The sequence below is a fragment of the Nocardia aurea genome (genome assembly GCF_003123685.1).
Taxonomy (GTDB): Bacteria; Actinomycetota; Actinomycetes; order Mycobacteriales; family Mycobacteriaceae; genus Nocardia; species Nocardia aurea.
In genome coordinates, this window is record NZ_QCYJ01000103.1 from 672,322 (window position 1) to 697,087 (window position 24,766).

Genomic DNA, 24,766 nt, shown 5'->3' on the forward strand with positions numbered 1-24,766 from the left:
CTGTGCTTGTGACCAGCCAGGCTCCGGCCCGGCCCGCCCGAAGGAGAGCGATCCGTGACCGCGCCGGAATTCCGCTATTCAGATCTGCTGCCGATCGGCGCGGACGACACGCCCTACCGGCTGCTGACGACCGAGGGTGTGAGCACCGTCGAGGCAGGCGGACGCACCTTCCTCCAGGTGGAGCCCGACGTACTCCGCATGCTCACCGCCGAGGCGATGCACGACATCAGCCACTACCTGCGGCCCGCGCACCTGTCCCAGCTGCGCAAGATCATCGACGATCCGGAATCCTCCGGTAACGACCGCTTCGTCGCGCTCGACCTGCTGAAGAACGTCAACATCTCCGCGGGCGGCATCCTGCCCATGTGCCAGGACACCGGCACCGCCATCGTGATGGGCAAGAAGTCCGAGGGCGTGCTGACCGGGGCCGACGACGCCGAATGGATCAGCCGCGGTGTGTTCGACGCCTACACGAAACTGAATCTGCGCTACTCGCAACTCGCCCCGATCACCATGTGGGACGAGAAGAACACCGGAACGAACCTGCCCGCGCAGATCGAGTTGTATTCGGCGCCCGGCGATCCCGCGCATCCGTCGTACAAATTCCTGTTCATGGCCAAGGGTGGCGGTTCGGCCAACAAATCCTTCCTGTACCAGGAAACCAAGGCCGTCCTGAATCCCACCAGGATGCTCGAATTCCTGGACGAGAAGATCCGTTCGCTCGGCACCGCGGCCTGCCCGCCCTATCACCTCGCGGTCGTCATCGGCGGCACCAGTGCGGAATTCGCGCTCAAGACGGCCAAATACGCGTCGGCGCACTACCTGGACTCGCTGCCCACCGAGGGGTCGCTCGCCGCGCACGCGTTCCGCGATGTCGAGCTCGAGGAAGAAGTCTTCAAACTCACCCAATCCTTCGGGATCGGCGCGCAATTCGGCGGCAAGTACTTCTGCCACGATGTGCGCGTGGTCCGGTTGCCCCGGCACGGCGCGAGCTGCCCGGTGGCCATCGCGGTCTCCTGCTCGGCCGACCGGCAGGCGCTGGCCAAGATCACCGCGGAGGGCGTGTTCCTCGAGCAGCTCGAGCGCGAGCCCGCGCAGTACCTGCCGGAGCAGACCGATTCCATCCTCGGCGGCGACGTGGTCCAGATCGACCTGAACCGGCCGATGTCGGAGATCCGCGACGAACTGTCGAAATACCCCGTCAAGACCAGGCTTTCGCTGACCGGTCCGCTGGTCGTCGCCCGCGATATCGCGCACGCCAAGATCAAGGAACGGCTCGACGCGGGTGAGCCGATGCCGGAATACCTGCGCGAGATGGCCGTCTACTACGCGGGCCCGGCCAAAACCCCCGACGGTTACGCCTCCGGTTCCTTCGGCCCGACCACCGCGGGCCGCATGGATTCCTACGTCGATCAGTTCCAGGCCGCGGGCGGCTCGTACGTCATGCTCGCCAAGGGAAATCGTTCGGCGCAGGTGACCAAGGCGTGCAAGGAACACGGCGGGTTCTACCTGGGTTCCATCGGCGGCCCCGCGGCCCGCCTCGCCCTGGACTGCATCAAATCGGTCGAGGTGCTCGAATACCAGGAACTCGGTATGGAAGCGGTCTGGAAGATCGAGGTCGAGGATTTCCCCGCCTTCATCGTCGTGGACGACAAGGGCAACGATTTCTTCGCCGAAACGCAGAAGCCGATCGCCCTGCGGGTGCGGGAACGCTCCAAGGAGCGCGTCTGAACGCGAGGGTGGTTGGTTAGTATTTCCACATGGTGCTGACTGGCGAGAGTTCACGCGGGCGGCTGGTCGCGGCGCTGCTGGCCGTGCTGGCCCCCGCCGTGCTCGCCGTGACCGGGTCAGGCCCGACGGCGCTCGCCGCACCCACCGACTCGTACGTGGCCGTGGGCGCGGCGGCGGGGACCGAGGGCCTCGACCCCGCGCTGGCGCTGGCCTACACCCTTGCCGAGGACGCGGCACACGCCGAGGGCGTACCGCTCTGGATCAACTCCGGGTACCGCACCGAGGCCGAACAGCGGGCACTGTGGGACGACGGAATCGCCACCTACGGAAGCCCCGACGCGGCGCGTCGATGGGTGCTGCCCCCCGAGGAATCCAGTCACGTCGCCGGTCGGGCGATCGACGTCGGCCCGCAGGACGGCGCGCGCTGGCTGGAAGCCAACGGTGATCGCTGGGGTCTGTGTCGGACCTACGAGAACGAGTGGTGGCATTTCGAGCAGGCCACCGTGCCGGGCGGGGTATGTCCGCCGCTACGGTCCGACGCGAGCGAACGCTGAGCCCTCTGCCCGGAGGATCCGCGTGCTCGGTGCGTCCGGCCGATCGCGCAACGGCGCGACCGTGAGGCCCCGCGGCACCGACGCCGGTCGGCTCCGCGGGGTCGTTCGGGGTTACTCACACCTGCCCCTGGTCGCCGTTCTTCCAGAGGTCGTGTCCGTCGGTCCAGAATTCGTCGTCGCGTCGACCGCCGCCGCCCGCCATCTTGATCAGTTCGTCCGCGCTCATCGAGCGGATGACCTCGGAACCGGACGCGACGTCGCCGATGCCGTCGGCGGCGGGTGTCGCGCCGACCACGACGTCGGTGGCCGTCGGATCCTGGGCCAGCCGCAGCAGCGCGTCGAGTAGACCGCTCTCGCGCAGGCGATCGATCGGAATACCGGCCACCGCCGCCCGCGCCGCCGCCGATTCGGTCTCCGACGCGCTGGTCGCGAGCAGTCGCGCGTGCAGGTGGGCGGCGAGTGCGTCGGGGGTCGGATGGTCGAAGACCAGGGTCGCGGGCAGCCGCAGATCGGTCGCGGCGGTGAGTGTGCCGCGCAGTTCCATGCCGGTCAGGGAGTCGAAGCCGAGTTCACGGAAGGTCCGGTCGGTGTCGAGGTCGGCATCGGTGTGGCCGAGTACCGCGGCCACCTGGGCGCGCACCAGATCGTGCACCAACTCGCGCCTGCCCGCGGCGTCGAGTACGGCGAAACGAGCCGCGAGCGAATCGGCGGCGTCGCGTCTGCTCGCCGCGGTGGCGCGGTCGGCGCGGCGGCGCGGTGGGCGCGCGAGTCCGCGCAGCGGCGCGGGGGAATCGGTGACGTCGAGTCTGGACCGGTCCAGCGCGACCAGGCTCAACAGCGCGTGATCGGAGCCCGTGGCCGCGTCGAAGAGGTCCAGACCCGCAGAAGTCGCCAGCGGAAGTATTCCGCCGCGCGCGATTCGGGCGTGATCGGCCGCGTCGAGATGCCCACTGACACCCGTCGACGGTTCCCACATACCCCAGGCCAGCGACGTCGCCGCCAGCCCTTCGGCGTGGCGGAGCTGGGCCAGCGCGTCGAGCGAGGCATTGGCGGCCGCGTAGTTCGCCTGTCCGGCGGCGCCGAACAGCCCCGCCACCGACGAGAACAGGATGAACGCGGACAGATCCGCGTGCGCGGTCAGCTCGTGCAGGTTCCACGCGCCGTCCAATTTCGGCCGCAGCACCCGCTCGAATTGCTCCTCGGTGAGTTTCTCCAGCAGTCCGTCGTCGGCGACGCCGGCCGCGTGGATCACCGCGGTGAGCGGATGGTCGACCGGAACGCCCGCCAGCGCCCGGGCCAGCGCCTCCCGATCGGCGACATCGCAGGCCACCGAGGTCACCCGGGCGCCGAGCGCGGTGAGCGCCGTGGTGTCGACCGGCCCTCGGCTGATCAGCAGCAGATGTCCGACACCGTGCCGGGTGACGAGGTGCCGGGCCAGCAAACCCGCCAGGACTCCACCCGCGCCGGTGATGAGCACCGTCCCCTCGGGATTCCACGGCGGCGTGTCCGTGTCCGGGGCGACGGGCGTCAGGCGCGGCACACTCGCCGTGCCTGCCCGCACCGCGACCTGCGGTTCGCCCTGCGGCGGGACACCGTGCGGACTGCCGTCGGTATCGAGTAGCAGCAGACGGCCGGGATGTTCGGCCTGGGCGGCGCGCACCAGACCCCAGACCGCCGCGGCCGCGGGATCGATGACGGCGTCCTCCGGGGTGACCACGACCGCGCGCCGGGTTCGCACCGTCAGGGTGCCGCCGTCCTCGTCGGCGAGCCATTCCCGTATCCGGTCCAGCGTCGAGGCCAGCGCGGTTCGGACCCCGGCGGGTGTCGGCTCGACCACCGGCACATCGAACGGGATCGGATCGGCCGAATACCGATCCACCGCCGAGGTCTCGGTCGCTACGGGCCGCACCCAGTCCAGCCGGTACATTCCGTCGCGCCCGCCGCCCGCCGCCCGCAGTGTCGCCGCCTCGATCGGGCGCAGCACCAGCGACGCCACCGTGAGCACCGGACCGCCCGCCGCGTCGGTGAGGGTGAGGGCGGCTTCGTCGGGGCCGGTCGGGGTGAGCCTGGCCCGTACGGGGCCGCGCACCGGAGCGTGCGCGGTGACGCCGCGCCAGGTGAACGGCAATCGGATCGAGCCCGCGTCCAGCGGCGCCAGCGGATGCAGAACCGCGTCGAGCAGCGCGGGGTGGATACCGAATCCGGCGTCGTCGACGGCGTCCGGCAGAGCGGCGTCGACGAAGAATTCGTTGTCGCGCCGGGCCAGAGCGCGCAGGCCGCGGAAGGCGGGGCCGTAGCCGTAGCCCACCGCGTCGAGCAGTCGGTAGCGCTCGTCCACGTCGATCGAGGCGGCATCGGCCGGTGGTCCGCCGACCGGGTGCATCGGCGGCGCGGTGTCGTCGTCCGGGATCTCGGCGATCGTGGCCTCGACGTGGCGCGTCCATATCGCCGCGTCGTCGGATTCGGTTGTCCTGGAATGGATGACGAGCGCGCGGGTGCCGTCCTCGGCGGGCGGATCGACTGACACCTGGAGGGTGATCTCGCCGTCCACCGGGATGACCAGCGGTGCGAGCAGTGTCAGTTCCGCGAGGTGATCGCGCCCGACGTGGGCGGCCGCGGCTAGCGCCATTTCCAGGAACGCGGTGCCCGGAAGTAGGTTCGCACCGTGGACCACGTGGTCGGTGATCCATCGGCCGGTGCGGCGGGAAACTTTGCCGGAGAACAGGATCGTGCCGTCCGTGGTCTCCAGTGCGGTGCCGAGGAGTGGATGTCCGGCGCCCTCGGCACGCGTTTCGGTGGTACCCGCGTCCAGCCAGTAGCGACGGCGCTGAAAAGCGTAGGTCGGCAGTGTGACCGGACGTGCGGGCGGTCGCGGATACCAGTCGAGCGGGGTTCCCGCCGTGTAGGCGGTGGCCAGCGCGGCGACCACCGCCGTCGTCTCGTCCGGTCGCTTGGGCAGCGCCGTTGCCGTGGTCACGCCGTCGCTGTCGGCGAGTGCCTCGCGGGTCAGTGCGGTGAGCGTGCTGCCCGGCCCGAGTTCGAGGAAGATCCGGACACCGTGGCGGTCGTGCAGGTCGCGGACCCCCGCGTGGAACCGCACCGTCTCCCGGACGTGGCGCACCCAGTACTGCGGTGTGCGCAGCTGTTCGGGATCGGCCGGCTCGCCGGTGAGATTCGAGATGATCGGCAGTGTCGGGGCGCGGTATTCGAGTCCCGCGCACACCTCGGCGAAATCGGCGAGCATCGGCGTCATCAACGGCGAGTGGAACGCGTGGCTCACGCGGAGCCGAATCGTCTTGCGGCCGAGTCGATCCAATGTGGCGGCGAGTTCGTTCACCGCGGTATCGGCGCCCGAGACGACCACCGCGGTGGCGCCGTTCACCGCGGCCACGGCGGCGACCTGTTCGCGGCCGACCAGCAGCGGTGTCACCTTGTGCTCGGCGGCCGCGACCGCCATCATCGCGCCACGTCCCGGCAGCGCGCCCATGAGCCTGCCGCGCGCCGCGACCAGTGTGACCGCGTCGGCGAGGTTCCACACCCCGGCCAGATAGGCGGCGGTGATCTCGCCCAGCGAATGTCCGATCAGGAAATCCGGTCGTAGACCGAAGGATTCGGCCAATCGGTAGAGCGCGACCTCGACCGCGAACAGGGCAGCCTGGGTGAAGGCGGTGTGATCGAGCAACTCGGCCTTCGCGCTGCCCGCCTCCGCGAAGATCACCTCGGCCAACGGCGGACCGTCCAGGCGCGCGTCGAATTCGGCGCAGACCTCGTCGAAAGCGGCGGCGTAGACCGGGTAGGCGGCGTGCAGTTCCCGGCCCATCGCCAGTCGCTGCGCGCCCTGGCCGGGGAAGAGCACCGCGGTTCGGGCGGATCCGGGACGCGCGACGCCGCGTGCCACCGTACCCGTGGTCTCGCGCGCCACGAGAGTATCGAGCGCGGCGAGCAATTCGAAGCGATCGTGTCCGAAGACGACGGCGCGATGGGGGAATTCCGTCCGGGTCGAGGCGAGGGCGGCACCGACCGGAATCGGCGCCAGATCCGGTCTGGCCCGCACATGCCGGGCCAGCGCGTTCGCCTGGGCGTTGAGCGCGGCGTCGGTGCGCGCGGACAGCGTCCAGACCGTCACCGGTAAGGACGGTGGCCGCGCGTCCGGCGCCGCTTCGGAGATTTCGGGAGCCTGTTCCAGTACGACGTGCGCGTTGGTGCCGCTGATACCGAACGAGGAGACACCGGCTCGGCGCGGACGCCCGGTGACGGGCCAGTCACGCGCGTGCGTGGCGACCCGCACCGCGCCCGAGGACCAGTCCACGTGCGGGGTCGGCGCGTCGACATGCGCGGTCGGCGGGACCGTCGCGTGCTGGAGCGCCATGACGGTCTTGATCACCCCGGCGACCCCGGCGGCACCCTGGGTGTGGCCGAGATTGGATTTCACCGATCCGAGCCAGACCGGCTCGCCGGTACGGCCCGCGAAGACCTCGAGCAGCGCGCGTACCTCGATCGGGTCGCCCAGGGTGGTTCCGGTGCCGTGGCCGTCGACGAGGTCGATTTCGTCGGGTAGCAGTCCGGCCGTGGTCAGCGCGCGCCGGATCACCCGCTGTTGGGCCGCGCCGTCGGGAACGGTCAGGCCGGCCGAGGCGCCGTCGGAGTTGATCGCGGATCCGCGCAGCAGTGCCAGCACCGGGTGTCCCTGCCGTCGTGCGTCGGACAGGCGTTCCAACACCAGGACGCCGACGCCCTCGGAGAATCCGGTTCCGTCGGCCGCGGCGGCATAGGATTTGCAGCGACCGTCGGCCGCCAATCCGCGCTGCCTGCTGAATTCGATGAACGAGGCCGGTGTCGACATCACGGTGATGCCGCCCGCCACGGCCAGACCGCACTCTCCGCCGCGCAGCGACCGCATCGCCTGGTGCAGTGCCACCAGCGAGGACGAGCACGCGGTATCGACCGTCAGCACCGGCCCGGTGAAGCCGAAGGTGTAGGCGATGCGACCGGAGAGCACCCCCGCCGCGCTTCCGGTGCCCAGATGCGCTTCCAGTTCGGCGGGAACGGTGCGCAGGCGCGCGGCGTAGTCGTGGTACATGGCGCCGACGAATACGCCGGAGTCACTGTCGCGCAACGACGTCGGGTCGATGCCTGCGTGTTCGAAAGCCTCCCATGTCACTTCGAGCAGCAGTCGTTGCTGCGGGTCCATCGCCAACGCCTCGCGCGGCGATATACCGAAGAAGTCGGCGTCGAAATCGAAGGCCTCGCGCAGGAATCCGCCCGATTCGGCGGTGACGGTGCCAGGGAGATCGGGGTCGGAGCCGAGCAGCGATTCCGGATGCCAGCCACGGTCCCCGGGGAATGCGGACAGCACCTCACCGCCGTCGGCGACGAGATCCCAGAGTTGTTGCGGGGAGGCGATACCGCCGGGGAAACGACAACCGATGCCGACGATGGCGATCGGTTCGGTGCGCGCGGACTCGAGTTCGCGCAACTGCGCGCGGGTGTCGAGCAGCGCCTCGGTCGTCCGGCGCAGATAGCTGCGGAATGTCGACACATCGGTCACGGGTGTACTCCTGCCCCGGTGGTGCGGACGCGGGCCGGATCCAGCTCCGCGTCGAGCAGTGCGAACAGTTGGTCATCGGTGGCGTCGGCGACCGCGTTCGGGGTGGTCGGGGGCGAGCCCGCGGCCTCGGCGGCGAGTCGGTCGAGTGAACCGCGCAGGCGCGCTCGCAGTTCGGCGCGGGTGCTGCCTTGCGGCGGATCGGTCAGCAGCGCGCGCTCCAGTTCGGCGAGTCGGTCGAGTGCGAGTGCCTCGACCGGCTCGGTGAGCACCCGGGTGCGCAGGTGGTGGACGAGCGCGCCGACGGTCGCGTGCTCGAAGAGCATGGTGCTCGGTAGATTTCGCCGCAGCGCCGCGCCGAGCCGTTTGGCCAGTTCGACCGCGGCCAGGGAGCCGAGGCCGAGATCGCCGAGCCGGTCATCGGCGTTGAGCGCCGTGGGAGCGCCGCGAATCGTGCGGGCGATGGCGTCGGCGACCAGTTCGAAGACGATGCGGTGCTGGGCATCCGGTGCGAGGGTCGGCAGTTCGCGCAGCCAGTCCGGTATCGGCTCCGACGGCGTGGTCGTGCGGACCGATATCCGTGGCGTACGTTCGACGACGGGTGCGGGTACCGGCCGGTCGGCCGCGTCCGCTTCCGGATTCGCGGCGCCGGTGTCGGCTCGGAATACGGAATCCTCACCGGCGACGAGCGCGGCGCGAATGGCGACCTTGTCGATCTTGCCCATGGCGTTACGCGGGATCTGTCCGGCGAGAACCACCTGGGTCGGAAGTTTGTAGCGGGCAAGCAGCGGCTCGGCGAACCGGCGGATCTCGGCCAGACTCGGCGCGACACCCGGGCGGCAGCTCAGCACCGCCACCACGCTCTCACCCTCGTGGGGATCGGGCACACCGACCACGGCCACATCGGTCGCGCCGGGAAAGCGCGTCAGCACCTGTTCGACCTCGGCGGAGTACACGTTGTCCCCGCCCACGATGATCATGTCCTTGCGCCTGTCGACCAGATACAGGCAGCCGTGCCGGTCGACATAGCCGATATCGCCGGTCCGGAACCAGCCGTCGGCGTCGAACGCCGCGGCGGTGGCATCGGGATTGTTCCAGTACTCGGCCGTCACGGTGGGCGCACGGAGACACACCTCGCCGCGGTCACCGGGTCGGGTCAGCTGTTCTCCGGTGGCCGGATCGACGAGCCGGATCTCGGTGAAGGGCAACGCGAGTCCGGCCGAACCCGGATTCTCCGCGGTTCGTTCGGCGGGTAGGCACGAGGCGAACAGCGTCTCGGTCAGTCCGTATGCCTGCTGCAACGCGATGCCCCGGTCGAGATACCGGCTGACCAGCTGTCCGGTCGCGGGCGCGCCCGCGACGACGGCGGTGCGCAGGGCGGAGAGATCGACGCCGGGGAAATCCGCGAGATCGGCCACCGCCGCGTACATCGCGGGTACCGCGAACACGGTGCTGATCCGATAGCCGACCAGGTCGGCGAGCATCTGTTCGGCGTCGAAGCCGCGCCGCAGCACGATCGTGCCGCCGCGGAGCAGGGTGCGCAGGACGAAGCAGCCGAACGGCGCGGTGTGGAACAGCGGCGCGACGACGAGGGTCACGTCGTTCGGCGCCGCGGGCGCGACCAGATCCATGTTGGCGCAGTTCCACCACAGATTGCCGTGGGTCAGTGACACGCCCTTGGGTCGCCCCGTGGTGCCCGAGGTGTAGGCGAGCATCGCGAGTCGGGATTCGTCACAACGCAGCGCGGGCGGGACGGTTCGATCACCCGCTCGAACCCGGGGCAGAGTCGTCCACGGTGCGCCCGGATCGTCCACTCCGATCGCCGGGTCGCCGTGTACGAGTAACAGGGTGGGCGTCGCGGTGGTCGCGGCGACCGCGCGGTCGGCGACCTCGCGGTGCCCGGGTTCGACGATCAGCGTATGCGGGGCGCAGTCATCGAGGATGACCGCGATCTCCGCCGAGGTCAGCCGAGAATTGACCGGGACGAATATCGCGCCCAGGCGGGACGCGGCGAGGTACGCGGCCAGGAAGGTGACGCTGTTCCCGCCGAGATACCCGATCCGGTCACCGGATCGGGCGCCTCGGTCGGCCAATTCCAGGGCCAGCGTCGCGGCGTGGTCGGCGAGTACCCGATAGCTGTAGGTGCCGCCCTCGTAGACGACCGCGATGCGTTTGCCGGAATGCTCGGCGAGCGCGTCGATACGCGTCGCCGGGCTCAGATCCGCGGTCCGCGGTGGTCCGGTCGGTGACATGGCTTCCTCCCAATACCTCGGTGGTGCGGCGAATATCGTTGTGGGTCAAGCGGTGTCGAGCAGTCCGGTGCGGGGCAGGACCCCCCGGGATCTGCAGGTAGTCGCGGAATTCGATGTGGCCCACCCGGGGCCTGCGCCGCAGTGACGGTCGGTGAGGTGACGGTCGGAAGACCGGGGGTGACCGGAGACTGAGCGCATAGGCCAACCTTCAGCGAGAACCCGCACTGCGGAAACCCCTACGCGTCCCCTAGTAGTTCGGGCCGGGGACGTGGAACACCTGCGCTCGAACCGTGTTTCGGCCGGTGTCCGTGGCATGCGGTAACCTCCGTATTGCCCGCACGACCGTTCGCGGATGTGTCAGCCCGAGAGTCGTGGGTTGCCGCCGTGTCCTCCGCTGAGCGGGGATTATCTTCCCTTGACCGAATGCGAACGTTCGTGCGTTAATTGGTCCGCGCGAACGTTCGGTTGATCCCGCAGTAGGGGGTCTGCGGTGGGTGATCTCGTGGTCTGTGGCCGAGGAGGGGGTGGGCGACGAGGGGGGAGTGTCACGACTCGGCGCCGCCGGACAAGTTCGCCTCCGCAGCCGGAATTCACGCCGCTGATGGCCTCGCCGGTGTCGTGCGGCGCTACCGTCGCGCAATCGGCGCCCGCGCCCGCCACGGTCGAAAGTGTGTGAATCGACCGATGTCGCTGTCGGCTCGGCGAATTACCGGAGAACTTGTCGGATAAAGGAAGACGGACCGACCGTAATAAAAGGAATGAGGAGTATCGGCAATGTCGATACTCCTTTCGGTCGTGCGCGGATCGTCGCCACCCTAGTGATTCTTACGTTGTCTATTCCCGCTTATGAAATGTGTTGTGCACCACACTAATTGGTGAAGCGGTCGAGTTGCCGAGGTCTCCGCCGGGGCTATGATCGAGTCAGGTGGGGACAATGATGTCCGGGGCTAATATCCTGCCCGGGCGCGGCATTCGGTTGTTGCGCTGGATCGAACGAGGTGCGCTTTGAGTGCCGTTGAGAAGTGGTCACAGTCCGCCGAGGTATCGGAATATCTCCGCGATGTGGATTGGGTAAGTGCGGATGATATTTCATCGAAAACAATTTCAAACGGTCGGTTTTCATCGAATGGAAATAGCTCGCAGTCTTCTGTGTGGACGGTTCGGTCGGCGCTGGCCTACCTGAGCCACGACGGTGCGGATCGGTTGCGCGTCGCGCAGTTGCTGGCCGTGGTGGATCAACCCACCGCGAGCCGCATCCACGCGGAAGTGCTCGACGCCGATCCGGTGTGGGTGCGGGCGGTGATTCGGGAACTCACCGAGGCGGGCCTGGTGGCGTATTCGCGTTTTCGGCGGCGCGACATCCGTGAGGCGGTGGTGCGGGAGACGCCGTTGATGGTGCGCACCAGCATGCATCATCGTGTGGCGGGTGTGCTGCACGCGGGCGGTGCGCCCGCCATGCGGGTGGCCGATCACCTGGTGAGCGCGGGTACCGCACGTTTCCCGTGGTCGGTCTCGCTGCTGCGGGCCGCGGCGGGAGATGCCATCGCCGACGATCAGATCACCAGGGCCGTGGACTATCTGGAACTCGCGTCCCGATTGGCCGATGACGACGAGCGGGCCATCATCCTGACGACCTTGGCGGTGGTGCGCTGGCGGCTGAGCCCGTCGACCTCGGGCCGCAGCTTCGGCCGGTTGATCGGGGCGCTGCGCGGTGGGTTGATACCGCCGCAGTGCGTGCCGATGGTGGCGCGGTACCTGCTGTGGCACGGTCGCGCGGAAGAGGCCGCCGCGGCGCTCGATCAACTCGACGCGGCCGCGGACGGCGGCGACGCCACCGGACCCGCGCGGCTCGCGGCGATGAACGAGTGGCTGGCGTGTAACTATCCGGGTGTGCTCGAGGGGCGTGCGGCGGCGCCGGAACCGGACCGCACGACCGTTCGGAGCGGGTCGGCGTCGGCGGTGCGTACGGAGCCGGACGTCGAGGCCGCGCGGCTGCTGATCGACGTACTGACCAACGGCGCGAGCGCCGGGGCCGTGGCGGCCGCACAACGTATGCTGCGCGGTCACCGGCTCGACGACGAAACCTTCGGCGCGCTCTTGATCGCCTTGGACTGCTTGACCTACAGCGATCAGCTCGACGTGGCCACCTCCTGGTGCGAAGCCCTGGTGTTGGAGGCAGCGGCCCGACGGGCGCCGACCTGGCAGTCGATCTTCGCGATCTGGCGATCGGCGATGTCGGTGCGCGAGGGCAATCTGCACGCTGCCATCGATCGCGCGTCGGGTGCGGTGGGGCGAATCAACAGCGAAAACCTCGGTACCTACACCGGACTGGCGGTGGCCAGCCTCGTCGCCGCGACCACGGCGGCGGGCAGATACCGGGAGGCTGCCGCCTACCTGGATCACGCGCTACCCGACAGCGTGCTCGAATCCCGGATCGGCCTGCAATTCCTCCATGCCCGCGGCCACTACCACATGGCGGTCGGCGCCTACGATCAGGCGCTGGAGGATTTCTCCGGCTGCGGCGAGCGGATGCGCCGCTGGAACATGGATATCCCCGGGCTGGTGGCCTGGCGCAACGATCTGGCCGAACTGTATCTGCGACTAGGGGAACCGCGTAACGCACGGCGCTGGGCGAGTGCCCATCTCGACCGTATCGGCGGCGTCGATCGACATCGCACCGCCGGGGTGTCCGTGCGACTGATAGCGGCGAGCAGTCCGGTGTTGGATCAGGTCGCGCTGTTACGTCAGTCGGTGTCGATCGCCAACAGCGGGGGAAATCAGCTCGAATTGGCGACCGCGCTCGCGGCACTGTCGGACGCCTACCACGCGATCGGCGAACGTGATCGGGCACGCGCGGCGAATCGGCGCGCTACCCGACTGGCGGAGCAGTGCGGTGCCGAACCGTTGCGGATCCGGCTGGCCGGGCCGCGCGGTGAGAGCGCGCCGATGCTGGTGTCGCTGGACCAGCCGCCGCGCGCTCTCGACACCCTGAGCCCGGCCGAGCTGAAGGTCGCCGAACTGGCCGCCGCGGGTCGGCGCAATCGTGATATCGCCAAGGAGCTGCACATCACGACCAGTACCGTCGAACAGCACCTCACGCGCGTCTACCGAAAATTGCGTGTCGCGCGCCGCTCCGATCTGGTTGCCGTGCTGGTGGCCACGGACCTCGCCCCGGTACGCGAGGTCCGATGACCGCCGCGCGTGGCCGCCGCGGCGCGCCGGGTGTCGGCGGGATACGGCGATGAGCGACAAGTGGATTCGGCGCGCGGTGCCACGAACCGATCCGGCGGCGCGGGTGATCTGTTTTCCGCACGCGGGTGGGTCGGCGAACTACTTCACCCCACTGGCGCGCAAACTACCACCGGCGATCGAACTGCTGGCGGTGCAGAATCCGGGCAGGCAGGAGCGCTACCGGGAACCGCGCCTGGAGTCGATCGGCGAACTCGCCGAGGCGGTGTTGCCGAGCGTGTCGACATGGCTGGACCGACCCACGATCCTGTTCGGGCACAGTATGGGCGCGGCGCAGGCTTTCGAGGTCGCGCGAGGGCTCCCCGGCGGCGCGCCGGTCGTGCTCTTCGCGTCGGCGCGGCGCGCCCCGTCGGTGATCCGGGTCGAGACCGTCCATCAACGGTCGGATCGCGCGATCGTCGCCGAGATGCGCGCTCTCGGCGGCACCGACACGCGAGTCTTCGACGACGAGGAGACGGCGGCGCTGTACCTGCCGGTCATCCGCAGCGATTACCGTGCGGTCGAAACGTACCGGTGCCCGGCCGAGGTGACCGTCGACTATCCGATCACCGCTCTGGTCGGTGACCGGGATCCCCGAGTCTCCCGCGCCGATGTCGAGGCATGGCGGAGGCACACCACGGCGGAGTTCACGACCCACGTGCTGCGGGGCGGCCACTTCTACCTCGGTGAGGAACTCGACGCCGTCGCGGAGCTGCTCGGCGCGCGACTGTCCGTCGGGACGGGCGAACCGGGTGATCACCGGGGGTAGTCGTTCGGATCGCTCAGCCGACCGGCGCCGTGGCGCCCGGCATATCGTCGAGGGGCAGACCACCTTCGATGGTGTTGGGAACACGACGCCGGTCCGGCGAGCCGAGGGCGGCGGTCAGATCGGTGCCGTCGTGCTCGGCGAGCAGTTCGCCGCTGTCCCAGACCAGCAGCGTCGCGCTGACGGTGTTGTCGGCGGCCGAATGGGCCAGGTCGTAGTGCGCGCATCCGGGGACGTGGGGGTAGGTGATCCACAGGTCGTAGCCGGTCATGAACAGGTCGAGATCGAATTGCACACTGAGACCGAGCAATTCGCTTCGCCCGTTGTCATCGACACCGGCGAACGCCTCGTCCAGCGCCAGCAGGCGCGGGGCCTGCGGATCGGCCGAATCGAGCATCACGTGCGCCGCGGCGAACAGCGGCAGGTGCAGCGACACCGACTGCTCACCGCCCGAAAGCGCGCTGTGCCGCGCCACGGTGAGTTTGTCCTCGCTGCCGTCGGCGGAGAGCAACGTGAACGAGAACACCCGCCAGGTGCGGTAATCGAGTGTGGCGGCGAGGATCTCGGGATAGGAACGCTCCGGATGCGCCGCCCGCGCGGCCCGGATCTCGGCGGCGAAATGCGAGCGGATCGTCGCGAGGTCCTCGGCGCCGAGGGCGGACGCGTCGCGGTCGAGCAATTTGCACATGGCGCGCGCGGCATCGGACAGACTGTCCGCGAGCACCCAGTGCACGCCGATGGTGTTTCCCGAGGACATACGGCGCTGTTTCATCTCCGCGCCCATCCGCCCGATGAGTTCGCGGGCGTCGGTGGTGCGTTCGTGGATCTGCTGGGCCAGGCCGGTGAGCAGCGCGTCCTCCAGGATGCGCCGCTCGGCGTCGGTGAGCAGTAGTTCCTGATCGTGGCGGGCCCGATCGATACGGCCGGCGAAATCGGCGAGCGCCGAGACGCCGTTCTCGTCGTAGACCTGGACGACGGTGAGTCCGTCGGCGGCGTCCCAGTGCAGCCGGTAGTCGCGTCCGGACGCGGCGAGTGCGGCGTCGAATTCCTGCAACGCCGTGGTGACCGCGCTGCGGGTGGACTTGCGGGCCGCCTCGCCCGCCCGCACCGACGCGGTGGCGACGGTGAGATCGTCGAAGAGTTCGGCCACCTCGTCCGGCAGTACCCGAGGCTCGGCTTCCGGCCCGGCCTGCGAGATCCGGTACAGCAGCTGTTCGGGCGTCGACCATGCCGCGTCACTGCTCGGCCAGCGGCGGTCGTCGGGCGCGCCGAGCAGCCGGAGCAGATCCGGCTGGGCGTAGGGCGCGAGCGCGCGCACGTCGGTGAGTACCTCGGTGAGCGCGGTGCCGAGGGATTCGTGCGCGGTGCGGTAGGCCGCCTCGGCGTCGCCGACCGCTTCGATCGCCTCGTTCGCGGCCTTGCGCGCGGCCTTCTGCTCGGCGCGTGCGGCCTCGATGCGCAGCCGCGCCGCCTCGAGTTCACGGTCGATATCGGCCGCGCCCGCCCCGAGCGCCTCGCGCAGCGTGTCGAGTTTGCGTAACTGCTCCTGGTAACCGGCCTGCGCCGCCTCGGCCTCCTCGGCGAACGCCTCGGCCACCTCGCGCGCCTCGTCGTGGCGGTCCGCGCCCTCCCGTTCGCGTTCGCGTTCGCGCTCGTAGTCGGCGCGCACGCGCAGCAGACCGGTGCCGCTGTTCTCGAAATGCCGGATCGCGGCGGCGAGGGCGTCGATCTCGCGCGGTTCGCGCGGTGCGCGATGTTCGGCGGCGACGGCCCGCGACTTCTTCTCGACGGCGGCCGCGTCGGCGACGGCCCGGTCCAGGTCGCGTTCGGCCTGCGCCGCCGCTTCGGAACGGGACCGCAGCATGCCCGCGGCTTCGGAGACCGCGCGCAGGGCGCCGGTGACAGCCGACGGTCGCGGCAGCGCCTTCGCGGCCGCGCCGAGGCGCGCGAGTTCGGCTTCGGCGCTCGCCGCGTCGGCTTCGGCGCGACGCGCGTCGGCGTTCGCCGCGTCCATCGCCGCCGTCAATTCCGCGAGACGGATCTCGCGCCGACGGCCGCGCGCCGTCGCGCCGATGAATTCGGCGTCGGGTTTGTGGTGACGGCCGATCCGCACACCCTGCCGGAAACCGCCCGTCGAACCGATCGTGGTGTCGGTGCGGGCTCCGTCGGCGTCGGATCCCCGATGGGGCCGGTCGTTGGGGGATGCCGTGTGTGGCCGGTCGTTGTCGGTTCCCGCGTCGGGCCGGTCGGCGTCGGAAGCCGCGTCGGTCCGATCGGCGTCGGAACCCGCGCCGGGCGCGACGGGGGAGTCGTCCAGCGCGACGGAGGCGAGGACGTCGGCGACTTCGCGCTTCGGCACCGCCGATCGGTCGAAGCCGTCCTCGACCACGAGCACATCGGCGAGGGTGCGCCCGGTCGGCCGCAGGGCGGGCGGCAGCGCGACGAGGAAATGGTCGGATCGATAGTCGCCGGGCATCTCCGATTCGGCGCAGATCCACGCGTCGAGCAGTCCGGCGGCCTGCAACGCGGCCTCGATCCCCGCGGCGGCGGCCGGGTCGACGTCGTCGGCGAAGCGGACCAGCCGCCACAGCGGTGCGCCGGGACGTCCGTCCCTGACATCGGCGCGCGCCGCACCGGGGGGCGGAGCGTCGTCGCGCTGCGCGGCCACCCGATCGCGCTCGGCACTCGATTCGCCGTGCCGCTCCCGCGCTGCCTTGCGCCGAGCCGCGGCATCGCTTCGCCGGGCGCGGATCTCGTCGAGCAGCGGTTCGGCCCGTTCGGCCAGCACCTCGGCGACACCCGCCGCATCCTCGGAACCGGCCGAGCGTAGTGCCGAATCCAGTTCCCGCAGCAGATCTTTCGCGACGGTGGAGTAGAGCTCGCGATGTCGCTCCCACCACGCGCGCAGCGCCGTCGCCGAATCTCCGCGCGCCACTTCCACGGCCGCCTCGGCCGCCGCGACCTCGGCGTCGGCCGCCTCGCGCAACCGCACCGCGCGTTCGGCCAGTCGTTCGGCCCTGGTCCGTTCGGCCACCGCGGATTCCACGAGTCCGAGCGACTTCCTGACCGCGCGCACATCGGCGTCGCGTTCCTCGGCCCGCGCCCGGACGGTCGCGGTGAGGGTATCGGCCCGCGCCTCGGCCGACGGCGCGGTCCAGTCGATGCCCGCCTCCTCGGCGGCGGCGCGCAATTCGTCCTCGGCCCGTGCCAGCGCGGCGGCCGCGTTCGTGACCGCGGCGCTGGCACGTTCGGCTTCCTGGGCGCGCTGATCGAGTGTCTGCGCCGCCTTGAGCGCCTTGTCCCCGTGCACGCTCGCCGAGGTCTCGAGTCTGCGCACGGCGTCGGCGAGGTCGTCGAGTTGCTGTTTGCCCTCGTAGGCGCTGGAACGTTGCAGGGTCTCGCGGTCGGTCATGGCCTGTTCGTAGGCGCGGTCGGCGTCGTCGGCGCGGGCCTGCGCACCGGTGCGGTCGGCGTCCCTGCGCTGCCGCAACGCGATGGCGGCGAACAGGGCGGTACTGGCGTGGGTCACCGCGTCGAGCCTGGCCCGCGCCCGGTCCAGATCGGTTCTGGCCTGCACCCCGAGATATTTGCGGTAGACGCCGACGAAAGCCCGCGTCGCGCTGTCGGCCTGCACCAGCCCCTCCAGGGTGCGACCGACCTCCTCCATATCGCTGAACGAGCGGGCCGCGTCGAGGATCAGCTGTTCGTCGAGCGGTCGCAGGCCGTCGGTGAGCGCCTGCGACAGTCCGCGCGGGTCGAGATTCTTCGCCAGCTGCGGACGCCGCAGGGTCAGGATCAGATTGATGAGCTGGTCGTAGCGCTGCGCGCCGAGACCGAACATGCGGGCGTCGATGGCGGCCCGGTATTCGACCGGGCGGTCGACGATGGCGTCGGTGCCGATCTGTTCGGCCAGCTGTTTGCGGGTCAAGGGCCGGTCGTCGGGACCGATCAGGGAGAAATCGACCCCGACCCGCCCGTCGGCGACGAAATACCAGCGGGTCACCTTGTCCGAGGACCGCGTCGCGCGCATGCCGATGCCGATGGTGACCGTCTCCGGGTCGTGCCACCCGCCGCGCGCGAATTCCATCCAGACGTAGGAGTAGGCCGATTCCTGTTTGCGATAGAGCAGATTCGACTTCATGGTGCGCTCTTCGCCCGCGAACGGATTGAGCCTGCGCGGTTCGATCCGCCCGTCCAGGACGAACGGGAACAGCACCTCCAGCGCCTTGGTCTTGCCGGACCCGTTGGGGCCGCGCAACACCAGCCTGCCGTCGGCGAAGCAGAACTCCTGGTCCCGGTAGTCCCAGAGGTTGACGATGCCCGCGCGGGTCGGGATGAATCGCACTCCACCGTGGATGACAGACATGCTCAGATCCCTTCCGTGCCGGTGCCGCCGACCGTGTCGGCGGCGGTGACGAACAGTTCCTCGGCCCTGCGGGTGCGTACGGTGACGACCGCGCCGCGATAGCGGGCCAGCGCGGGCAGCACCAGCAGGCCGTCGGTGGTGTCGCGGACCAGGCGCAGCCGTCGCAGCAATGCCACCACCTCGGCGGTGAGTCCCGGCACGTCGGCCTGCCACTGGGCGGCGAAGGTGACACCGTAGCGGTCGGTCAGCGCCTGTACGGTCTCGCCCACCCAGCCGGTGTCGACGAAGGGGTAGGTCTCGGGTTCGGTGTCCGCGAAGTCGTCCTCGGGCCGGTCGTCGTCGGATGACGAGTCCGCTGGGGTATCGGCCAGCGGCACGAACACCGTGGATTCGGGAATGGCGTCGTCGAGTTGCCCGGCCAGCGTCGGTTCCGACTCGGGGACGAACCGACGTCGTGGCACCGGATTGTCGATGTCGAGTACCCGGTCGGCGATCTCGCCGACGAGCAGCAGCGCGACCTGCGCCAGGGTTCCGGTTCCGGGAAAGCGGATATCGGACAGCCGCCCGGAGGTGTCGATCAGGACGACCCCCTCGGCCCTTCGCTCGGCTTTCAGCCCGGTGAACAGTTCCACCTCCGCGACGACACGCTCCTGCGCGAGCAGTGTCCGCTCCTGCGGCGGCAGTTCGGCGGCGTAGACGACCGGACGTTCCACCAGGGTGCGTCGTACCCGGCGGGCCGCGTCGTCGGTGGGCCGCCCGCTCGCGGGGCTGTCCTCGGTGAGCAGTCCGCGCACGCTGTGCAGATGTTGCAGAGCGCGTGGCGGCCGGAACAGCGCGAAGACCACCGGCCGGTCGATGTCGTAGAGCGCCTCGCCGACCTCGGGATCCGAGGCCCAGCCGCCCGCGTCGCCGTCGGCCAGGGTGATCGCGCCCCGGGTGGCGAGCCAGCCGACCGCGTCGACGAAGGCGTCGCGGTCGCCCGCCCGGTCCGGGGCGAGTTCCAGACCGTCGATGCGCCCGGTGTAGGCGGCGACCTGCTCGGCCAGCTCCGACAGGGTGACCTGGTCGCCCGCGCGGCCGAGCGCGGCCAGCGCCAGGGCCAGGTAGGCGTAGCGGCGACGGTCGAAGATCCGGTCGTTGACGGTGCGGGCGGGTCGCCCCGGATCCAATCGGTCGGCGACGGGGAACAGGCGCGCCGTGGTCTCGGTGACCTCGAGACGGTAGCCGAAGAGTTCGGCCAGATCCTCGCGCAGTTCGGTGGCCCACCGGCGGATCAGCGGGAGCGCGACGCGATCCGGATAGCTTCTGGTGATCAGGTGGTTGGCCAGGATCACCCGGGCGGCGCGCTGATAGTTGTCCAGGACCAGCGCATCGATGCGGCGTGCGTGAATCATGCGCGGCCCCTGGATAGTTCGCGAACGAGCGAGATCATCGCGTCCCCCCGTCCGGTCGACCCCCGTGTGCGGCGGGAGTCCGTGCCCGTCCCGGGCGCACCTCGAGTTTGCGGTTGTTCAGGTGCAGCAGTCCGCGCGCGGTGCGTACGACCGTGGAACCGGGATGTTCGGAGACAGTGAGGGTGACCCCGCTCTCCGAGCCCGTCGTCCCGGCGACCCGCCCGCTCACCGGCACCCAGGCGGTCGAGGCCGCGTCGAGCAGCCGCAGCAGCACCTCGGTCTCGCCCTCGTCCAGTTCGCGGTCGTAGAGATCGGCGGCGGCGAGGGATTTCGCGGCCTCGGCGCGGACCCGCTGGGCGTCGAGTTGCGATTGCCGGAGTCGGCGGATGCTCGCGTCGTTGCGCTGGATCCTGGCGGGTGCGCCCGGGCTCGGCGTCCTGCCGGTTTCGGCGAGGGTGCGCGAGATCTCCAGCGGCGGTGCGTCCCACCAGGACCTGGTCGCCGGGATGATGTCGGCGTCGGGATGTTCCATGGCCAGGTGACGCGGACGTCCGAGCCCGAAGACCGCGTCGAACAGCGCGTGCGCGCTGTCGGCGCTCGGCGCGGCGGTGAACCATCCGGCCAGATGCCGCAGCGCCGATTCCCTGCTGACCCCGCCCCGGCGGGTCTCGGTCACGCGCCGCAGCAGCGAGAGCACCGCGGCGATGGCACTCATGGTGGCCTCGCGCAGGCGGTCGGCCTCGGTCGATTCGGTGTCGCCCGGTTTCACCGAATCCGCCGCCACGAACCAGGTGCGCAGACCCTGCCATCGGGCCCGCCAATCCGCGCGCCGCTGGGCGAGACTCAGCAGCACCCGTTCATCGCAGCTCGCGGCGCGTTCGACGAGTTCGTCGACGCCGGTCTCCTCGATCTCGCCGATCGCTTCCGCCAGCCGCGGCGCGAACCGGGCCAGATCGGTGCTGAACTCCCGCATATGCGCCAGCAGCGCGTCCTTGTGCGCGAGAAACGATTCCGGGGTGATCTCGGTGGTCCTGACCAGATCGCCGAGCGAGAGATAGAAATGCGCCGCCCGCGCGGCCATATCGGTGAGCGCCGCGTCGAGCCTGCGCAGCGTCCGATAGACGCGTTCGGCGTCGCCGCCGCGATTGGCCTCGGCCAGGGCCCGCAGGTCCGCGAGCAGTTCGGGCAGCAGCAGCCGCGACAGCGCCGCCTCGTCCATACGCGCCTCCAGCACGCCGGTCACCGCGCGGAAGGCCTGGAATCCGGCCTGCGAGAACTGGTACACGTAATGCCGGTTGCGGTATTCGGCCAGGGTCGCGGCCCTGGTCCCGTCGTAGCTGCGTTCCAACACACCCCACTGGTGCAGTTGGTCGAGCAACGGGCCGATGTCGACGGCGGTCAGCGGCGGATTCTCGACGCCGCTCTCGCGGCGGATCCACTCCGCGACATCGTCGGCGTGCAGCAGCACCACGTACGCGGCGCGGGCGCTGTCGAAGGCCCGGAGCACCCACAGGTATTCGGCGCGCTTCTCGGCCGTCGCGAACGAGAACAGCCGCAGCCGCTCGTCCAGCATGGCGGTGTCGGCGCTGATCGGGCCTTCGGCGGAGTCGGTCACCGGGAACAGGGTAGTAGCGGGCGGGTCGCCGCCCGCGCGAAAGGTCCCTTGTTCGGCGTGGCCGGGGTCCGGTTGTGCGCCCTGTTCGTGCTGGATGCTCGAGAGTTGCCACGCCTCACGATATTTCACGTCGCCGTCCTCGACGAGGACGATCTCGCCGTGCGCCGCATCGGTCGACGGCGGTCCCCGGCACGCGGGGCCGCCGTCGACGGGCGATGAATTCGACTGCGCCGGTGTTCAAACCGGTCGGTCGCTACTCCGTGGATATCGAACGCAGTTGATCCAGGTAGGCCAGGGTGCCGGGATCTCCCGGATACCGTGCGATGATCTCGCGCGCCGTCTCGCCCGCGATCCACATCAGCGACGGCAGCGAGCGACGTTTGCCCGCGAATGCCCGGGTGCCCTCCGCCACGGCACGTTCCAGATCGCGGTCACGGACCGCCACCACGGCCAGGGTGAGGTGCGCCTCGGAGATGCGCATCGGATTGCGCACGGAGCCGTCGGCGTTGGTCGAGGTGCGGATGACCTCGCGGGCGTAGACCTCGGCCATCTTGTCCTCACCGGCGACGCGGCAGCAGTCCATGGCGTAGAAATCGAATTTCTGCGGATCCACCACGAAATGGTTGTCCAGATCGATCGGATGAACCAGCCGCTCGAGTACCGCGCGTCCGGTGTCGAGCGCGCGCTCGACCTCGCGGCGATCACCGAGCCGGGCCCACGCCTTGGCGCGCTGCGCCGCCAGCTGCACCTCGACGCCGAGGTTGCCCGCACCGCGCGGTGCGGTGTCGACGGCCTCGATGGCGCCGCGGTAATTGCCCTGGGTCAGTGCGAACCACGCCGCCATCTCCGCTGCCCAGCCGACGATTTCGGGATGGTCCGCCTCTTCGCCGAGCGAGCGCGCGGCGCGCCTGGTCGCCTCGGCGGAGGTGCGCCTGCCCAGGTCGTAGTCGACACAGCCCACGAGCAGGGCCACCCATCCGGCCAGCACCAGGATCTCGCGATGCTGGGCGAGGGTGAGCCTGCCGTCCAGCAGCGAGGTGATCCGGCGCAGCCACGAGGTGCCCTCGGCGTGCAGCGCGTGCGGGTCGGCGACGGGATATTCGCAGCACAGTCGCTCGGCGGTGATGCGGATCGCGTCCAGCGTCGCCGCGGACACATCCGACATCCGCAATCTGCCGATGAACTCGACGGTGTCCATGCCTGTGGCCGAAAGCAGTTCGTCGTCGCGGCTCGGCCGGGCCTTGGGAAAGAAAGCGGCGGTTACGGTGTCGAAGGCGGCGGCGATGATGGGAGCGTAGAAATCGTCGGGGCGCGATTCGCCCGACTCCCAACGTCGCCAGTTACGTAGCAGCGTACTGTCCGTCGGCAGATTATGAGATGCCTTGGCGCGCATCACGCGGACGGCATCTGCCTGTGACCACCCCCTCGCATCACGTTCGGAACGCATTCGGACAGCCCAGACGGGACGATCGTCACCTATGGCCACGCCTGTAGTATCGCACCAGTTAACGATTGGTGGACCGGATAGGGCAAGTGGATGTCACTGGGTTGACATCTGCATTTGCACGATTGCGTCCGACATCCTGTAAAGGGAGCGGACAGGTTGCCAGCCCTACGGCCGGACCCCGATTCGCAGGACTGTAGGCGGCCTCGCCACCAGGCTCTACGGTTTGCTGCGGCACCGGGTTTCGGTGCCGTGCCGGGTAGTGCTCGACCGTGTGCTCCAACTCCGCCGTGCGCGGCGCCCGCGGTACACAGCTTCGTCTACGCCTCGTCGCCGGGCAGCGCGCAACCTCGGGGTGATCCGAAGAACAGAACAGCGACCCAATCCAACGGAGGTTCGGGTGGAAGCGTTGATCTACGGATACGTGCGCGACGATCTCGCCGAAGGCCACGGCGAGGAACTCGAGGATGCGATGAGCACGCTCGCCCGTGCGGAAGGGCTCTGTTTCGCCGCGACATTCCATGAATCGACGTCGGGAGACGGCACGGCGTTCGCGGAACTCACGGCCGAACTGCGCCGCGCCGACGCGCACCACGTCGTGGTGCCGTCACTGGATCACTTTGCCGGCCAGACGATTCCGCGTGACATCCTCATCGCGAAACTGGCGCAGGACGCGGCGGCGCGGGTATGGACCGTCGACAACGCCGAACTCGTCCGCGAGGTGGTCGCCACCGGAACCGAGTGAATCGAGGGGAGCGGTCGATCCCCGCGCCGACGCGGGGATCGTCGTGACCGGAATCGATTACAGCCCGAAACTACCGGGACCGCGCCTGCGCAGGTACTTCTCGAATTCGGCCGCGATGGCGTCACCGTCGATCTTCGCGATCGCGTCGTTGATATCGACCGCCGCGTCACCGCGCTCCTCGAGCGAGCGCACGTATTCGCTGATCTCGTCGTCGCCGACGGTCATCTCGTTGACCGCGACCTCCCAGTCCTCGGACTGGGAGGGCAGCTCGCCGAGCGGCACCTCGATATCGAGGACGTCCTCCACCCGGTGCAGCAGCGCGATGGTCGCCTTGGGATTGGGCGGTTGCGAGACGTAGTGCGGCACCGCCGCCCAGAACGACACCGCGGGCACCCCGGCCTTGACGCACTGGTCCTGGAGGACGCCGGTGATCCCGGTCGGCCCCTCGTACCGGGTCTGCTCGAGGTTGAAGCGTTCGGCCGCTTCCTTGCTGTACGCCGAGCCGGTGACGGGAACCGGGCGGGTATGGGGTGTGTCGGCCAGCAGCGCGCCCAGGATCACGACGGTCTGCACGCCGAGCTGCTCGATGAATTCCAGCAGATCCGCGCAGAAACTGCGCCAGCGCATATTCGGTTCGATACCGCGCAGCAGCACGATGTCGCGGTCGCTTCCCGGCGGCGAACAGACCGAGAGCATGGTGGACGGCCACTGGATTTCCCTGGTCACACCGTCGACCTGGCGCACCGTCGGACGGTTGACCTGGTAGTCGTAGTAGTCCTCGGAATCGAGTTCGGCTAACGGTTCGGCGTCCCAGATCAGTTCCAGATGCTCGACGGCGCCGCTGGCGGCGTCGCCCGCGTCGTTCCAGCCTTCGAAGGCGGCGACCAGCACCGGATCCCGCAACGTCGGCAGTTCCGAATCGGGAGTTTCACTGGGGTTCACCCGGTCAGCCTAATGTCTGTGATGGATCGGCGCGTACACGACGCGATCGGTTTTCCCGTTCCCCCCGATACCCTCTTACTGAAAATTTTCCGGTCCGAAGCATTCCCGGTACTACAGACCCACCGCCCGCCGCGGTGTGGCGTCGCCCACGCGGACACCCTCGGCGACAGACGTAGCTGCCTGG

The 24,766-nt window shown here is 69.6% G+C and carries 12 protein-coding genes; 5 read left to right on the forward strand and 7 right to left on the reverse strand.

Annotated elements, in window-relative coordinates; all coding sequences use genetic code 11:
* Positions 1-54 precede the first annotated feature (54 nt).
* On the forward strand, positions 55-1,731 hold the full coding sequence (locus DAT37_RS24300; protein ID WP_109527102.1) for a fumarate hydratase: 1,677 nt from the start codon (positions 55-57) through the stop codon (positions 1,729-1,731).
* 29 nt (positions 1,732-1,760) lie between these two features.
* The gene (locus DAT37_RS24305) at positions 1,761-2,285 is read left to right on the forward strand and encodes a M15 family metallopeptidase (protein WP_109527103.1); all 525 of its coding nucleotides are present in this window, start codon (positions 1,761-1,763) and stop codon (positions 2,283-2,285) included.
* A gap of 115 nt (positions 2,286-2,400) precedes the next feature.
* Here the strand turns inward: DAT37_RS24305 and DAT37_RS24310 are convergent, their stop codons facing one another.
* On the reverse strand, positions 2,401-7,833 hold the full coding sequence (locus DAT37_RS24310; RefSeq protein ID WP_109527104.1) for a type I polyketide synthase: 5,433 nt from the start codon (positions 7,831-7,833) through the stop codon (positions 2,401-2,403).
* Complete coding sequence (locus tag DAT37_RS24315; protein ID WP_109527105.1) at positions 7,830-10,082, reverse strand: AMP-binding protein; 2,253 nt, start codon at positions 10,080-10,082, stop codon at positions 7,830-7,832. Before DAT37_RS24315 ends, DAT37_RS24310 begins: the two co-directional genes overlap by 4 nt.
* A gap of 1,149 nt (positions 10,083-11,231) precedes the next feature.
* Between DAT37_RS24315 and DAT37_RS24320 the strand changes: the two genes are divergently transcribed.
* Together DAT37_RS24320 and DAT37_RS24325 are read left to right on the forward strand one after the other, a co-directional pair.
* Complete coding sequence (locus DAT37_RS24320) at positions 11,232-13,274, forward strand: helix-turn-helix transcriptional regulator (protein ID WP_109527106.1); 2,043 nt, start codon at positions 11,232-11,234, stop codon at positions 13,272-13,274.
* Between the two features lie 49 nt (positions 13,275-13,323).
* The gene (locus DAT37_RS24325) at positions 13,324-14,079 is read left to right on the forward strand and encodes a thioesterase II family protein (protein WP_109527107.1); all 756 of its coding nucleotides are present in this window, start codon (positions 13,324-13,326) and stop codon (positions 14,077-14,079) included.
* Between the two features lie 13 nt (positions 14,080-14,092).
* Here DAT37_RS24325 and DAT37_RS24330 read toward each other — a convergent pair whose 3' ends face one another.
* From DAT37_RS24330 to DAT37_RS24345, 4 genes are all read right to left on the reverse strand, one after another.
* On the reverse strand, positions 14,093-18,442 hold the full coding sequence (locus tag DAT37_RS24330) for an SbcC/MukB-like Walker B domain-containing protein (RefSeq protein WP_109527108.1): 4,350 nt from the start codon (positions 18,440-18,442) through the stop codon (positions 14,093-14,095).
* 2 nt (positions 18,443-18,444) lie between these two features.
* Positions 18,445-19,833 carry a TIGR02678 family protein gene (locus DAT37_RS24335; RefSeq protein ID WP_109527391.1) on the reverse strand — a complete coding sequence of 463 codons (1,389 nt, stop codon included), beginning with the start codon at positions 19,831-19,833 and terminating at the stop codon, positions 18,445-18,447.
* Positions 19,834-19,870: 37 nt separating this feature from the next.
* A complete protein-coding gene (locus tag DAT37_RS24340) occupies positions 19,871-21,409 on the reverse strand; it encodes a TIGR02677 family protein (protein WP_109527392.1) in 1,539 nt (512 codons plus the stop codon).
* 295 nt (positions 21,410-21,704) lie between these two features.
* The gene (locus DAT37_RS24345; RefSeq protein ID WP_109527109.1) at positions 21,705-22,844 is read right to left on the reverse strand and encodes a hypothetical protein; all 1,140 of its coding nucleotides are present in this window, start codon (positions 22,842-22,844) and stop codon (positions 21,705-21,707) included.
* Between the two features lie 451 nt (positions 22,845-23,295).
* Between DAT37_RS24345 and DAT37_RS24350 the strand changes: the two genes are divergently transcribed.
* Positions 23,296-23,640, forward strand: a complete 345-nt coding sequence (locus DAT37_RS24350) for a hypothetical protein (RefSeq protein WP_109527110.1) — start codon at positions 23,296-23,298, stop codon at positions 23,638-23,640.
* A 57-nt stretch (positions 23,641-23,697) separates the two neighbouring features.
* Here the strand turns inward: DAT37_RS24350 and DAT37_RS24355 are convergent, their stop codons facing one another.
* Positions 23,698-24,582: a PAC2 family protein gene (locus DAT37_RS24355; protein WP_109527111.1), complete on the reverse strand. Its 885-nt coding sequence runs from the start codon at positions 24,580-24,582 to the stop codon at positions 23,698-23,700.
* Between the last annotated feature and the right edge of the window lie 184 nt (positions 24,583-24,766).